The organism is Pseudomonas agronomica, from assembly GCF_025917275.1.
Classification (GTDB): domain Bacteria; phylum Pseudomonadota; class Gammaproteobacteria; order Pseudomonadales; family Pseudomonadaceae; genus Aquipseudomonas; species Aquipseudomonas agronomica.
The window spans coordinates 1-12,384 of record NZ_JAOSHO010000120.1 but is presented as its reverse complement, the minus strand read 5'-3'; the positions used below and the strand labels follow the sequence as shown (position 1 = coordinate 12,384).

Genomic DNA, 12,384 nt, shown 5'->3' with positions numbered 1-12,384 from the left:
TGGGACTGCGTAGTATTCAGGACAGCAAAAAATAATCCCGGCCCTCGACCTGTCCGCGCCGCAGCGGGTTGCGGGTGCACCACGGGGCGTAGGCGGCATCGACGAAGCGGTAGGGCAGGTGTTCGTCCCGTCCCAGCGGGATGCCCAGGCGAGTGGTCTGGATCACATTGACCGTCGGCACGCCGACGTCTTCCACCAATAACCGTTCCGGGTCGAAGCGCTTGGCGTCCCAATCCGGCACTTTCAGGCCCAGAGCCTTGCACAGCAAGGTCTGGCCGGCACAGAGCTTTTGCGGTGTGCGCGGCCGGCCCTGGGCGTCGGGGTTGTTCAGGAGCATCTGCGCCAGGCTCGCCGGCCCGCTGATGCCGTCCACCCACGGGTACGCGGATTTGATCAAGACTGCGTTGCCCGGGCCTTGGGCGCTGAAGTTCAGTGAATCACCGCCCCGGGCGTAATACATATAGATGTGCCCGCCATCCAGAAACAAAGCCTTGCGCTTTTCCGTGTAGCCCAGGGAGGCGTGGCTGCCTTTTTCGGCGAAGTAATAGGCTTCGGTCTCGATGATCCGTGCACTGAGCCACAGGTCACCGACCTTGTGGCGAATGACCTTGCCCAGCAGGTCCTGGGCGAGGACTTGGGCGTCGCGGTCAAAAAAAGCGTGGGGCAAGGCGTTTGGCGTTGGAGGCGAATCAGTCATGGCAGTGGACGAGGTAAGGCCAAAGATAGGGCGATCATAACAACGGATCGCTTAATTACCGCTGAACAGTGAACGGAATGTTGGCTGTTTAGGCCTCTTTTCAATCTCCGCCGGTCACTGCTGTTAGTCCGCGCTGTTAGTCGAGGGTTACGACAGCTATAATCTGCCGCTTTCCTCTTTGCCAAGACCACACAGACCATGACTGAGTCCGTTCTTGACTACATGACCCGCCTGGGTCGCGCCGCCCGCGAAGCGTCGCGCATCATCGGCCGTGCCAGCACCGCGCAGAAAAACCGCGCCCTGCAGGCCGCCGCCAATGCGCTGGACGCCGCTCGCGCCGAGTTGTCCGCCGCCAACGAACTGGACCTGGCCGCTGGCCGGGCCAATGGGCTCGAGCCGGCCATGCTCGAACGCCTGGCGCTGACCCCGGCACGCATCGACGGCATGATCGTCGGTCTGCGTCAGGTCGCGGCACTGCCGGACCCGGTCGGGGCGATCCGCGACATGAGCTATCGGCCGTCGGGTATCCAGGTCGGCAAGATGCGCGTGCCCCTGGGCGTGGTCGGGATCATCTACGAGTCGCGGCCGAACGTGACCATCGATGCCGCGAGCCTGTGCCTGAAGTCCGGTAACGCGACCATCCTGCGTGGCGGTTCCGAGGCGATCCACTCCAACCGCGCCATTGCCGCCTGCATCCAGCGCGGCCTGGCCGAAGCCAATCTGCCGGCCGCCGTCGTGCAAGTGGTGGAAACCACTGATCGTGCAGCGGTCGGCGCGCTGATCACCATGCCGGAGTTCGTCGACGTCATCGTACCGCGTGGTGGCAAGGGGCTGATCGAACGGGTCAGCCGCGATGCCCGCGTGCCGGTGATCAAGCACCTGGACGGCATCTGCCACGTCTACGTCAGTGCCCATGCCGAATTGCCGAAGGCCCAGCGCATCGCCTTCAACGCCAAGACTTACCGTTATGGCATCTGCGGCGCGATGGAAACCCTGCTGGTGGACCAGGCCGTAGCCAAGGATTTCCTGCCGTCGATGGCGGCCCAGTTCCGCGAAAAAGGCGTCGAACTGCGCGGTTGCGAGCGCACCCGGGCGATCATCGAGGCTGCGGTGGCGACCGAGGAAGACTGGAACACCGAATACCTGGCGCCGATCCTGTCGATCCGCGTCGTGGACGGGCTGGACGAGGCCATCGAGCATATCAATCGCCATGGCTCCCACCACACCGACTCCATCGTCAGCGAACACCAGGGCGAAACCCGGCGTTTCGTGGCGCAAGTGGACTCGGCATCGGTGATGATCAATACCCCGACCTGCTTCGCCGATGGCTTTGAATACGGATTGGGCGCCGAGATCGGCATTTCTACTGATAAGCTGCACGCCCGTGGCCCGGTGGGCCTCGAAGGCCTGACCTGCGAGAAGTACATCGTGGTCGGCGACGGCCAGTTGCGCGGCCAGGAGCCGGCCTGACTTGGGCGACCTTGACCCACTGGTCCCTATGACTACGCCCGCTGTGACGGCGACCGCGCCAAAGCGCATCGGTATCCTGGGCGGCACGTTCGACCCGGTGCATATCGGCCATTTGCGCGGTGCGTTGGAAGTTGCCGACGCCCTGGCCCTCGATGAGCTGCGCCTGACGCCCAGCGCCCGGCCGCCTCATCGGGACACGCCGCAGGTGTCGGCCCGGGATCGGCTGGCAATGGTCGAGTGCGCGGTGGCCGGTGTGGCGCCGTTGGTGGTGGACGCCCGCGAATTGCAGCGGGACAAACCGTCCTACACCATTGATACCCTGGAGCTGATGCGCGCCGAACTGGCCGCCGAAGCCCAGGTTTTTCTGCTTCTGGGCTGGGACGCATTTTGCGGCCTGCCCACTTGGCATCGCTGGGAAGAGTTGCTCCAGCATTGCCACATCCTGGTGCTGCAACGCCCGGATGCCGACAGCGAGCCGCCGGATGCCTTGCGCAACCTGCTGGCGGCGCGCTCGGTGAGCGACCCGCTGGCCCTCAAGGGGCCGAGCGGACAGATTGCATTCGTCTGGCAGACGCCGCTCGCGGTATCCGCCACCCAGATCCGTCAACTGCTGGCCAGCGGTAAGTCGGTACGTTTCCTGGTGCCCGACGCGGTCCTGGCCTACATCGATGCGCACGGTCTGTACCGTGCGTCGAACTGAACAAGGCGCGCTCCGCCGACACGGATCAACGTGTACCGAGCGCCCGAACACATGAGCAAAACGAGTTTTTTATGACTGACAAAGACCTGAACAAAGTAAAGCGCAAGGGCACCTTCAAGAGCGCCCCGCTGCCGGTAGAAGCACACACCGGCGTGGCGCTGGCCGGCGAAGAGCTGGTCAAAGTGGCCGTGGCGGCCCTGGAAGACGTCAAGGCCCAGGATATCCAGGTGATCGACGTTCGCGAGAAGCAGAGCATCACCGACTACATGATCATCGCCACCGGTACCTCCAACCGCCAGATCGGCGCGATGCTGGACAAGGTCCGCGAAGCGGTCAAGGCACAGGGCGTCAAGCCGCTGGGCGAAGAAGGCAAGGGCGACAGCGATTGGGTCCTGTTGGACATGGACGACGTCATCGTGCACATGATGACCGCGTCGGCGCGCCAGTTCTATGACCTGGAGCGCCTGTGGGCCGGTGCCGAGCAGAGCCGTTCGGCCAGCGCCGCGCACCACAGCCCGGAAAACACCCATGAGCACTTCACCAAGCTCAACAAAGACCAGCAATAAGGGATCGCTGTGCGACTGCGCCTGATCGCCGTCGGTTCCCGCATGCCCAAGTGGGTGGAAGAAGGCTGGCATGAATATGCCAAGCGTCTTCCGTCCGAGCTGGCCCTGGAACTGGTGGAAATTCCGCTCAACACCCGTGGCAAGAATGCCGACGTGGCGCGCTTCATCCGCCAGGAAGGCGAAGCCATGCTGGCCAAGGTCGGGCCGAACGAGCGCATCGTCACCCTGGAAGTCCACGGCAAGCCCTGGAGTACCGAGCAACTGGCGGTCGAACTCGATCGCTGGCGGCTGGACTCGCGCACGGTCAATTTCATGGTCGGTGGCCCGGAAGGGCTGGCGCCGGAAGTCTGTGCCCGAGCCGACCAGCGCTGGTCGTTATCGCCGTTGACGTTGCCGCACCCGTTGGTGCGGATCCTGATCGGTGAACAGTTGTATCGTGCCTGGACAGTCCTGTCCGGGCACCCTTACCACAAGTAATCCTGCCCCCATGCCTCAGCCGATCCGCATCAAGGACCACGAAAAAGACGCCCGCCTGGTGCGTAGCCGCGTCGTGTTCGGCGCAATCATGGTGGTGACGCTGATTGGCGTGCTGATCGCGCGGCTGTATTTCCTCCAGGTCATCCAGTACGAGTACCACTCGACCCTGTCGGAAAGTAACCGGGTACACGTACAGCCCATTCCGCCGACCCGTGGCCTGATCTTCGACCGCAACGGCGTGGTGGTGGCGGATAACCGGCCCAGCTTCAGCCTGAGCATGACCCGCGAACGTTCCGGCGACTGGCAGAAAGTCCTCGACGTGATCGTCGAGGTGCTGCAATTGACGCCCGAGGACCGGGTCATCTTCGAGAAACGCATGCGGCAGGGCCGGCGCCCCTTCGAGCCGGTGCCGATCATGTTCGAGCTGACCGAAGAGCAGATCGCCCTGATTGCTGTGAATCAGTTCCGCCTGCCGGGCGTGGAAGTGGTGGCGCAATTGGTGCGGCATTATCCCCAGGGGCCGCATTTCGCTCACTCGGTCGGCTACATGGGCCGGATCAACGAAAAAGAGCTCAAGACCCTCGATCCGGTCAACTACAGCGGCACCCACCATATCGGCAAGACCGGCATCGAGCGTTTCTACGAGGCCGAGCTGCATGGCCAGGTGGGTTACGAAGAAGTCGAGACCAACGCCCGGGGGCGGGTGCTGCGTGTGCTCAAGCGCACCGACCCGATTCCCGGCAAGGACATTGTCCTGAGCCTGGACATCAAGTTGCAGGAAGCCGCCGAGGCGGCGCTGGGTGGGCGGCGTGGTGCCGTGGTCGCGCTGGACCCCAACACCGGCGAGGTCCTGGCGATGGTCAGCCAGCCGAGCTTCGACCCGAACCTGTTCGTCACCGGCATCAGCTTCAGGGCCTACGCCGAGCTGCGGGATTCCATCGACAGGCCGTTGTTCAACCGTGTGCTGCGCGGGCTCTATCCGCCGGGTTCGACCATCAAGCCGGCCGTGGCGATTGCCGGGCTGGACTCCGGCGTGGTGACCGCATCGACCCGGGTCTACGATCCCGGCTATTACATGCTGCCCAACTACGATCACAAGTATCGCAACTGGAACCGCACCGGCGACGGCTACGTGGACCTGGAAACAGCGATCATGCGTTCCAACGACACCTATTTCTACGATCTGGCCCACAAGCTGGGGATCGATCGGTTGTCGTCCTACCTGAACAAGTTCGGCATCGGTCAGAAAGTGTCCCTGGACATGTTCGAGGAATCCCCTGGGCTGATGCCGTCCCGGGAATGGAAGCGAGCGACTCGCCGTCAGGCCTGGTTCCCCGGCGAAACCCTGATCCTCGGGATCGGCCAAGGCTACATGCAGGCGACGCCCCTGCAGCTGGCCCAGGCCACGGCATTGGTGGCGAGCAAGGGCAAGTGGTATCGCCCGCACCTGGCCAAGACCATCGAAGGCGAGAAACCAGTGGACCCGGACCCGATGCCCGACATTGTCCTGCGTAACCCGTCGGACTGGCAGAAGGTCAACAACGGCATGCAGCAGGTGATGCACGGTGCCCGGGGTACCGCGCGCAAGGCGGCCATCGGCTCGCCGTACCGGATTGCCGGCAAGAGCGGTACCGCCCAGGTGGTGGCGATCAAGCAGGGCGAGAAGTACGACCGCTCCAAGGTCCAGGAACGCCATCGCGACCACGCCTTGTTCGTCGGCTTCGCGCCGGCCGAGAATCCGAAGATCGTTGTCTCGGTGATGGTCGAGAACGGTGAGTCCGGTTCCGGCGTCGCCGCCCCGGTGGTGCGCCAGGTCATGGACGCCTGGCTGCTGGACGAGCACGGCCAGCTCAAGCCCGAATTCGCAAGCCCCATCAGCGCGGAGGCTACGGCCCGTGAAGAATAATTTCGACCGCATCCTCTCCAGCGAAGATGTGATGCGCCGTCGCGCCACCTTGCTGCAGCGCATGCACATCGACGGGCCGTTGCTGATCCTGCTGCTGACCCTGGCGGCCGGCAGCCTGTTCGTGCTGTATTCGGCCAGCGGCAAGAGTTGGGACCTGCTGGCCAAGCAGGCCACTTCGTTCGGCATCGGACTGGTGTCGATGATTGTCATTGCCCAACTCGAGCCGCGATTCATGGCGCGCTGGGTGCCGCTGGCCTATGTGGTGGGCGTGGGCCTGCTGGTGGTGGTGGACGTAATGGGCCACAACGCCATGGGCGCCACTCGCTGGATCAACATTCCCGGGGTGATCCGCTTCCAGCCCTCGGAATTCCTCAAGATCATCATGCCTGCGACCATCGCCTGGTACCTGTCCAAGCGCACGCTGCCGCCACAGCTCAAGCACGTGTGCATCAGCCTGTTGCTGATCGGCATCCCGTTCATCCTCATCGTGCGCCAGCCGGACCTGGGCACGTCGCTGCTGATCCTGGCCGGTGGCGCCTTCGTGCTGTTCATGGGCGGGCTGCGCTGGCGCTGGATCCTCAGCGTGATCGCCATTGCCGTGCCGGTGTCGGTGGCGATGTGGTACTTCGTGATGCACGACTACCAGAAGCAGCGGATCCTGACGTTCCTCGACCCGGAAAGCGATCCGCTGGGCACCGGCTGGAACATCATCCAGTCCAAGGCTGCCATCGGTTCCGGCGGGGTGTTCGGCAAGGGTTGGCTGATGGGCACCCAGTCGCACCTGGACTTTCTGCCGGAAAGCCACACCGACTTCATCATCGCCGTGATGGGCGAGGAGTTCGGCCTGGTGGGTATTTGCGTGCTGCTGCTGATCTACTTGTTGTTGATCGGCCGGGGCCTGGTGATCACCGCCCAGGCCCAGACACTGTTCGGCAAATTGCTCGCCGGCAGCCTGACCATGACATTTTTTGTTTATGTTTTCGTCAACATCGGTATGGTCAGTGGCCTGCTGCCAGTCGTGGGGGTGCCGTTGCCATTCATTAGCTACGGAGGAACTTCGCTGGTGACGCTACTGTCAGCGTTTGGGGTTTTGATGTCGATCCATACCCACCGCAAGTGGATCGCGCAGGTTTGAATAAGGTGAAGAGTTCAATGCAAGCAATGCGTGGCTGGTCGACGCGATATGCGCCGTGGGTCGGCCTGGTCGGCTTCCTGGGCTGTGCGCCGCATGCCGTGGCAGGCGAATATGAAGGCTCGCCGCAAGTGGCCGAGTTCGTCGGTGAAATGACCCGCGACTATGGTTTTGCCGGCGAACAGCTGATGGGCGTATTCCGCGAGGCCGAGCGCAAGCAGTCGATCCTCGACGCCATCTCCCGGCCCGCCGAGCGCGTCAAGCAGTGGAGCGAATACCGGCCGATGTTCATTACCGAGGCGCGGATCGCCCGGGGCGTGGATTTCTGGCGCCAGCACGAGGCCGCCCTGGCCCGCGCCGAGCAGGAATACGGCGTGCCGGCCCAGATCATTGTGTCGATCATTGGCGTCGAAACCTTCTTTGGCCGCAACACCGGTAATTTCCGGGTGATCGACGCGCTGTCGACCCTGGGTTTCGATTACCCGCCGCGCGCCGAGTTCTTCCGCAAGGAACTGCGCGAGTTCCTGTTGCTGGCCCGCGAAGAGCAAGTCGATCCAATGACCCTGAAAGGCTCCTACGCCGGGGCGATGGGCCTGCCGCAATTCATGCCGAGCAGTTTCCGCGCCTACGCGGTGGATTTCGACGGCGACGGCCACATCAATATCTGGACCAATCCGACGGATGCCATCGGCAGTGTTGCCAGCTATTTCAAGCAGCATGGCTGGGAGGCCAGCGAGCCGGTGGTCAGCCGCGCCGATGTGCGCGGCGAGCAGGTGGACAAGGGCCTGACCGAGGGCATCGAGCCGACGAAGACCGTCGGGGAGTTGCGAGCGTTGGGCTGGTCGAGTCATGATGCGCTGCGTGATGACATGCCAGTCACCGCAATGCGCCTGGAAGGCGAGCAGGGCCCCGAATATTGGATGGGCCTGAAGAATTTCTACGCGATTACGCGTTATAACCGCAGCGTGATGTACGCCATGGCCGTATATCAACTGTCTGAAGAGCTGGTCAAAGCACGGGGCGTCAAATAATGCGGGCAATGCCTACCTATCAACCCCTGAAAGCCAGGCCCCTCAAGCTGGTGGCATTGGCTGCGCTGTCGCTGGTGGTCGTCAGTTGTTCGACCAGCCGCGCACCGACCCAGAACAACGGCAACGTCGTGCGAGCTACGCCGGGGCTGGACATCAACCGGGCCCACAAGGATGGCGCGCCGTGGTGGGACGTCGATGTCTCGCGCATTCCCGACGCAACGCCAACCCTGCACACCGGGCCCTACAAGGCCAACCCGTATACGGTGCTGGGCAAGACCTATTTCCCGATGGCCGATTCCAAGCGCTATGTCGCCTCGGGCACGGCGTCCTGGTACGGCACCAAGTTCCATGGCCAGAACACCGCCAACGGCGAGGTCTACGACCTTTATGGCATGAGCGCTGCCCACAAGACCTTGCCGTTGCCCAGCTATGTGCGGGTGACCAACCTGGACAACAACAAGAGCGTGATCCTGCGGGTCAACGACCGTGGGCCGTTCTATTCCGACCGCATCATCGACTTGTCGTACGCGGCGGCGAAAAAGCTCGGTTACGCTGAAATCGGCACGGCGCGGGTCAAGGTCGAAGGTATCGATCCGCAGGAGTGGTGGGCCCAGCGTGGCCGTCCGGCGCCTTTGATGCTCAACGAGCCGAAAGTGGCGCAGAATGCCGCGCCGACCGTGACGGCTTCCACCGGTACGGTCGAACAATGGACCCCACCGCCGCAGCAACACGCGGCGGCCGTGGTGCCCGTGCAGATCGACCCAAAAAAAAACGCTTCTGCAACAGCGTCTGGCCAGTATCTGCAAGTGGGCGCGTTCGCCAACCCGGACGCTGCCGAGCTGTTGAGGTCGAAGCTGAGCTCGATGGTCAGCGCGCCGGTGTTCATCAGCTCGATCGTGCGCAACCAGCAGACACTGCATCGGGTGCGCCTGGGGCCGATCGGTTCTCCGGGTGAGGTCCAGCAGGTGCAGAACAGCGTGCGCCTGGCCAATCTCGGTTCGCCGAGCCTGGTCACGGCTGAGTAGATTTGAAAGGTCCGCTTGCGGTTTGGGCGGGCCAGGTTGTTGGCTCTACGCATAATAAGAAGCCCGGCAAGGGTTGAGTGAGCAACTTAAGTACGCGGCGGCCCGTTAGAAGGTTGCCTGTTAGTATTGCCTCCGGGCAGTTTCCATTAGCGATTTCGAGAGACGGATGAACATCACCACCTTTGCCAAACGCCTTTGCCTGCTAGTCCCGCTGCTTCTTTCTCCGGCCGCGTTCGCGGTCGAGATGATGCCTTCGCCTCCACAACTGGCGGCCAAGGCCTACGTCCTCATGGATGCCAGCAGCGGCAATGTGCTGGTGGAGAACAATGGTGACCAGCGCCTGCCGCCGGCCAGCCTGACCAAGCTGATGACCGCCTACATCGCCACGCTGGAGATCCGTCGTGGCCAGATTGGCGAGAACGATCCGGTCACCGTCAGCGAGAATGCCTGGCGCACCGGCGGTTCGCGGATGTTCATCAAGGTCGGCTCGCAAGTGACCGTCAGCGACCTGTTGCACGGCATCATCATCCAGTCCGGCAACGACGCCAGCGTCGCCCTGGCCGAGCACATCGCCGGCAGCGAAGATGCGTTCGCCGACATGATGAACAAAACCGTGGCCGACCTGGGCATGACCAACAGCCACTTCATGAACCCGACCGGCCTGCCGAACCCTGAGCACTACTCGTCGGCGCACGACATGGCGCTGCTGGCCCGGGCGATCATCCATGAAGACCCGGCGCACTACGCCATCTACTCCCAGAAGGAATTCTTCTGGAACGGCATCAAGCAGCCTAACCGCAACCTGCTGCTGTGGCGCGACAAGACCGTCGATGGCCTGAAGACCGGTCACACCGACGAGGCTGGCTATTGCATGGTGTCTTCGGCCGTGCGCGACGGCATGCGCCTGATCGCCGTGGTCTTCGGCACCAGCAGCGAAGTGGCTCGTGCCGCTGAAACCCAGAAGCTGCTGACCTACGGTTTCCGTTTCTTCGAAACCCAGACCTTCTACCAGAAGGGCACCGAGCTGGCCCAGGCCCAGGTCTGGAAAGGTTCCAGCAATCAGGTGAAGGCCGGCCTGGCGCAGGACCTGACCATGACCTTGCCTAAAGGTCAGCTCAAGAAGCTGGCTGCCAGCATGACCATGAATCCGCAACTGACCGCGCCGATCGCCAAGGGCGACGTCATCGGCAAGGTCGAAGTCAAACTGGAAGACAAAGTGGTGCACAGCGCCGACCTGATCGCGCTGGACGCGGTCGAGGAAGGTGGTATCTTCCGCCGCATGTGGGATAGCATCCGTCTATTCTTCTACGGCTTGTTCAACTGATTCCGAGTGTTGACCTGCATGGCCCCGTTCCTTTCCGGCGCGGGGCCATGTTCGTTACCACGCCTTGCGAGGCCGTTACGCCATGACAGACTCTGAAGTAAAGGCGCCAAAGATCGAATTTCCCTGCGCGGATTATCCGATCAAAGTAATCGGCGATACCGGTGTGGGCTTCAAGGACAAGATCGTCGCGATCCTTGAGAAACATGCCACCGTTGACCTCAAGACCCTGGCCGAGCGCCAGAGTACCAACGGCAAGTACACGACGATCCAGTTGCACATCATTGCCACCGGTCAGGAACAGCTCTACGACATCAACAGCGAGCTGCGAGCGACCGGTTTCGTACACATGGTGTTGTGATGCCGGGCACGCTGGGCTTTCGAGAGCTGGGCACGATGGCTTACGAGCCGGTCTGGCATGCCATGCAGCGCTTCACCAATGAACGCGGCGACGCGGCGGCTGATGAAGTCTGGCTGGTCGAACACCCACCGGTGTTCACCCAGGGCCAGGCGGGCAAGGCCGAGCATCTATTGCTGCCGGGTGATATCCCGGTGGTGAAGGTCGACCGGGGCGGGCAGGTGACTTACCATGGTCCCGGCCAACTGGTGGCCTACCTGCTGCTGGATGTGCGCAAGCTGGGATTCGGCGTGCGCGAGCTGGTCACCCGCATGGAGACGTGCCTGATCGAACTGCTCGCCAGCTACGGTGTGGTCGCGGCGGCCAAGCCCGATGCACCGGGCGTGTACGTCGACGGGGCGAAGATCGCGTCCCTCGGCCTGCGGATCCGCCATGGCTGTTCGTTCCACGGCCTGGCGTTGAACGTGGACATGAATCTTGAACCGTTCCGACGGATTAATCCCTGTGGCTACGCAGGGCTGGCGATGACCCAGCTGCGCGATCACACAGGATCGATTGAATTTGCCGAGGTAAGTGCCCGGCTGCGCGCGCAGCTCGTCAAACACCTCGACTATGCTGAGCAGACGACCCTCACGGGCGGAATCGACTGATATGACTACTGATGCAGTGCAAACCATGATCCCGACGCAGGACGTCACCGAACGTCCGGCCCCGCGTGCCAAGGTAGAGGCCGGCGTCAAGCTGCGCGGCGCCGAGAAGGTTGCACGCATTCCGGTCAAGATCATCCCCACCACCGAACTGCCGAAGAAACCCGACTGGATCCGCGTGCGCATCCCGGTTTCCCCGGAAGTCGACCGCATCAAGGCCCTGCTGCGCAAGCACAAGCTGCACAGCGTGTGCGAAGAAGCCTCTTGCCCGAACCTGGGCGAATGCTTCTCCGGCGGCACCGCGACGTTCATGATCATGGGCGACATCTGCACCCGTCGCTGCCCATTCTGCGACGTCGGCCACGGCCGTCCGAAGCCACTGGACGTCAACGAGCCGGAAAGCCTGGCCATCGCCATCGCCGACCTGAAACTCAAGTACGTGGTCATCACCTCGGTGGACCGCGATGACCTGCGTGACGGTGGTGCCCAGCACTTTGCCGATTGCATCCGCGAAATCCGCAAGCTGTCGCCGAACGTGCAACTGGAAACCCTGGTGCCCGATTATCGCGGCCGCATGGACATCGCCCTGGAAATCACCGCTGCCGAGCCGCCAGATGTGTTCAACCACAACCTGGAAACCGTGCCACGCCTGTACAAGGCTGCACGCCCGGGTTCGGACTACCAGTGGTCATTGACCTTGCTGCAGCGCTTCAAGCAGATGATGCCGCACATTCCGACCAAGTCCGGCTTGATGCTGGGCCTGGGTGAGACCGATGAGGAAGTCATCGAGGTCATGAAGCGCATGCGCGAGCATGACATCGATATGCTGACCTTGGGTCAGTACTTGCAGCCTTCGCGTAGCCACTTGCCGGTGCAGCGTTTTGTACACCCGGATACCTTTGCCTGGTTTGCCGAGGAGGGGTACAAGATGGGCTTCAAGAACGTGGCTTCGGGGCCGTTGGTGCGGTCTTCGTATCATGCGGATGAGCAGGCTAAGTTGGTCAAGGCTGAGTTGCTCGGGGCCTGATTTGTTTTTGGGGTGGGGTGTATATCC

The 12,384-nt window shown here is 62.6% G+C and carries 13 protein-coding genes; 12 read left to right on the top strand and 1 reads right to left on the bottom strand.

Annotation, left to right across the window (positions count from 1 at the left end; all coding sequences use genetic code 11):
• Positions 1 to 16: 16 nt before the first annotated feature.
• Positions 17 to 697 carry a DNA-3-methyladenine glycosylase gene (locus OC610_RS11550; protein WP_264427882.1) on the bottom strand — a complete coding sequence of 227 codons (681 nt, stop codon included), beginning with the start codon at positions 695 to 697 and terminating at the stop codon, positions 17 to 19.
• A gap of 198 nt (positions 698 to 895) precedes the next feature.
• On the opposite strand from OC610_RS11550, the gene OC610_RS11545 reads away from it, so the two are divergent.
• From OC610_RS11545 to lipA, 12 genes are all read left to right on the top strand, one after another.
• Positions 896 to 2,167, top strand: a complete 1,272-nt coding sequence (locus tag OC610_RS11545) for a glutamate-5-semialdehyde dehydrogenase (RefSeq protein WP_264427881.1) — start codon at positions 896 to 898, stop codon at positions 2,165 to 2,167.
• A 28-nt stretch (positions 2,168 to 2,195) separates the two neighbouring features.
• A complete protein-coding gene (nadD, locus tag OC610_RS11540) occupies positions 2,196 to 2,867 on the top strand; it encodes a nicotinate-nucleotide adenylyltransferase (protein WP_249877246.1) in 672 nt (223 codons plus the stop codon).
• Positions 2,868 to 2,938: 71 nt separating this feature from the next.
• Positions 2,939 to 3,433, top strand: a complete 495-nt coding sequence (gene rsfS / locus OC610_RS11535; protein ID WP_030140379.1) for a ribosome silencing factor — start codon at positions 2,939 to 2,941, stop codon at positions 3,431 to 3,433.
• Positions 3,434 to 3,442: 9 nt separating this feature from the next.
• On the top strand, positions 3,443 to 3,910 hold the full coding sequence (gene rlmH, locus OC610_RS11530; protein WP_003185785.1) for a 23S rRNA (pseudouridine(1915)-N(3))-methyltransferase RlmH: 468 nt from the start codon (positions 3,443 to 3,445) through the stop codon (positions 3,908 to 3,910).
• 10 nt (positions 3,911 to 3,920) lie between these two features.
• Entirely contained in the window at positions 3,921 to 5,816 is a 1,896-nt protein-coding gene (gene mrdA, locus OC610_RS11525; RefSeq protein WP_264427880.1) for a penicillin-binding protein 2, read from the top strand.
• Positions 5,817 to 5,847: 31 nt separating this feature from the next.
• Positions 5,848 to 6,951: a rod shape-determining protein RodA gene (rodA, locus tag OC610_RS11520; RefSeq protein ID WP_051065975.1), complete on the top strand. Its 1,104-nt coding sequence runs from the start codon at positions 5,848 to 5,850 to the stop codon at positions 6,949 to 6,951.
• Positions 6,952 to 6,968: 17 nt separating this feature from the next.
• Entirely contained in the window at positions 6,969 to 7,979 is a 1,011-nt protein-coding gene (gene mltB / locus OC610_RS11515) for a lytic murein transglycosylase B (protein ID WP_264427879.1), read from the top strand.
• Positions 7,979 to 9,004, top strand: coding sequence for a septal ring lytic transglycosylase RlpA family protein (locus tag OC610_RS11510; protein ID WP_269807963.1), 1,026 nt, complete (start codon positions 7,979 to 7,981; stop codon positions 9,002 to 9,004). Before mltB ends, OC610_RS11510 begins: the two co-directional genes overlap by 1 nt.
• A gap of 166 nt (positions 9,005 to 9,170) precedes the next feature.
• Positions 9,171 to 10,328: a D-alanyl-D-alanine carboxypeptidase family protein gene (locus OC610_RS11505; RefSeq protein ID WP_264427877.1), complete on the top strand. Its 1,158-nt coding sequence runs from the start codon at positions 9,171 to 9,173 to the stop codon at positions 10,326 to 10,328.
• Positions 10,329 to 10,410: 82 nt separating this feature from the next.
• Positions 10,411 to 10,686, top strand: a complete 276-nt coding sequence (locus OC610_RS11500) for a DUF493 domain-containing protein (protein ID WP_030140373.1) — start codon at positions 10,411 to 10,413, stop codon at positions 10,684 to 10,686.
• Complete coding sequence (gene lipB / locus OC610_RS11495) at positions 10,686 to 11,333, top strand: lipoyl(octanoyl) transferase LipB (protein WP_264427876.1); 648 nt, start codon at positions 10,686 to 10,688, stop codon at positions 11,331 to 11,333. Before OC610_RS11500 ends, lipB begins: the two co-directional genes overlap by 1 nt.
• 1 nt (position 11,334) lies before the next feature.
• Positions 11,335 to 12,357 carry a lipoyl synthase gene (lipA, locus tag OC610_RS11490; RefSeq protein WP_408636572.1) on the top strand — a complete coding sequence of 341 codons (1,023 nt, stop codon included), beginning with the start codon at positions 11,335 to 11,337 and terminating at the stop codon, positions 12,355 to 12,357.
• Positions 12,358 to 12,384 lie beyond the last annotated feature (27 nt).

Excerpts from the sequence above, each read along its gene's own strand:
- lipB (WP_264427876.1), top strand. The coding sequence starts at position 10,686 with ATGCCGGGCACGCTGGGCTTTCGAGAGCTGGGCACGATGGCTTACGAG.
- lipA (WP_408636572.1), top strand. The coding sequence starts at position 11,335 with ATGACTACTGATGCAGTGCAAACCATGATCCCGACGCAGGACGTCACC.
- OC610_RS11505 (WP_264427877.1), top strand. The coding sequence starts at position 9,171 with ATGAACATCACCACCTTTGCCAAACGCCTTTGCCTGCTAGTCCCGCTG.
- mltB (WP_264427879.1), top strand. The coding sequence starts at position 6,969 with ATGCAAGCAATGCGTGGCTGGTCGACGCGATATGCGCCGTGGGTCGGC.
- rsfS (WP_030140379.1), top strand. The coding sequence starts at position 2,939 with ATGACTGACAAAGACCTGAACAAAGTAAAGCGCAAGGGCACCTTCAAG.
- rodA (WP_051065975.1), top strand. The coding sequence starts at position 5,848 with ATGCGCCGTCGCGCCACCTTGCTGCAGCGCATGCACATCGACGGGCCG.
- nadD (WP_249877246.1), top strand. The coding sequence starts at position 2,196 with ATGACTACGCCCGCTGTGACGGCGACCGCGCCAAAGCGCATCGGTATC.
- mrdA (WP_264427880.1), top strand. The coding sequence starts at position 3,921 with ATGCCTCAGCCGATCCGCATCAAGGACCACGAAAAAGACGCCCGCCTG.
- OC610_RS11510 (WP_269807963.1), top strand. The coding sequence starts at position 7,979 with ATGCGGGCAATGCCTACCTATCAACCCCTGAAAGCCAGGCCCCTCAAG.
- OC610_RS11500 (WP_030140373.1), top strand. The coding sequence starts at position 10,411 with ATGACAGACTCTGAAGTAAAGGCGCCAAAGATCGAATTTCCCTGCGCG.
- OC610_RS11550 (WP_264427882.1), bottom strand. The coding sequence starts at position 697 with ATGACTGATTCGCCTCCAACGCCAAACGCCTTGCCCCACGCTTTTTTT.
- OC610_RS11545 (WP_264427881.1), top strand. The coding sequence starts at position 896 with ATGACTGAGTCCGTTCTTGACTACATGACCCGCCTGGGTCGCGCCGCC.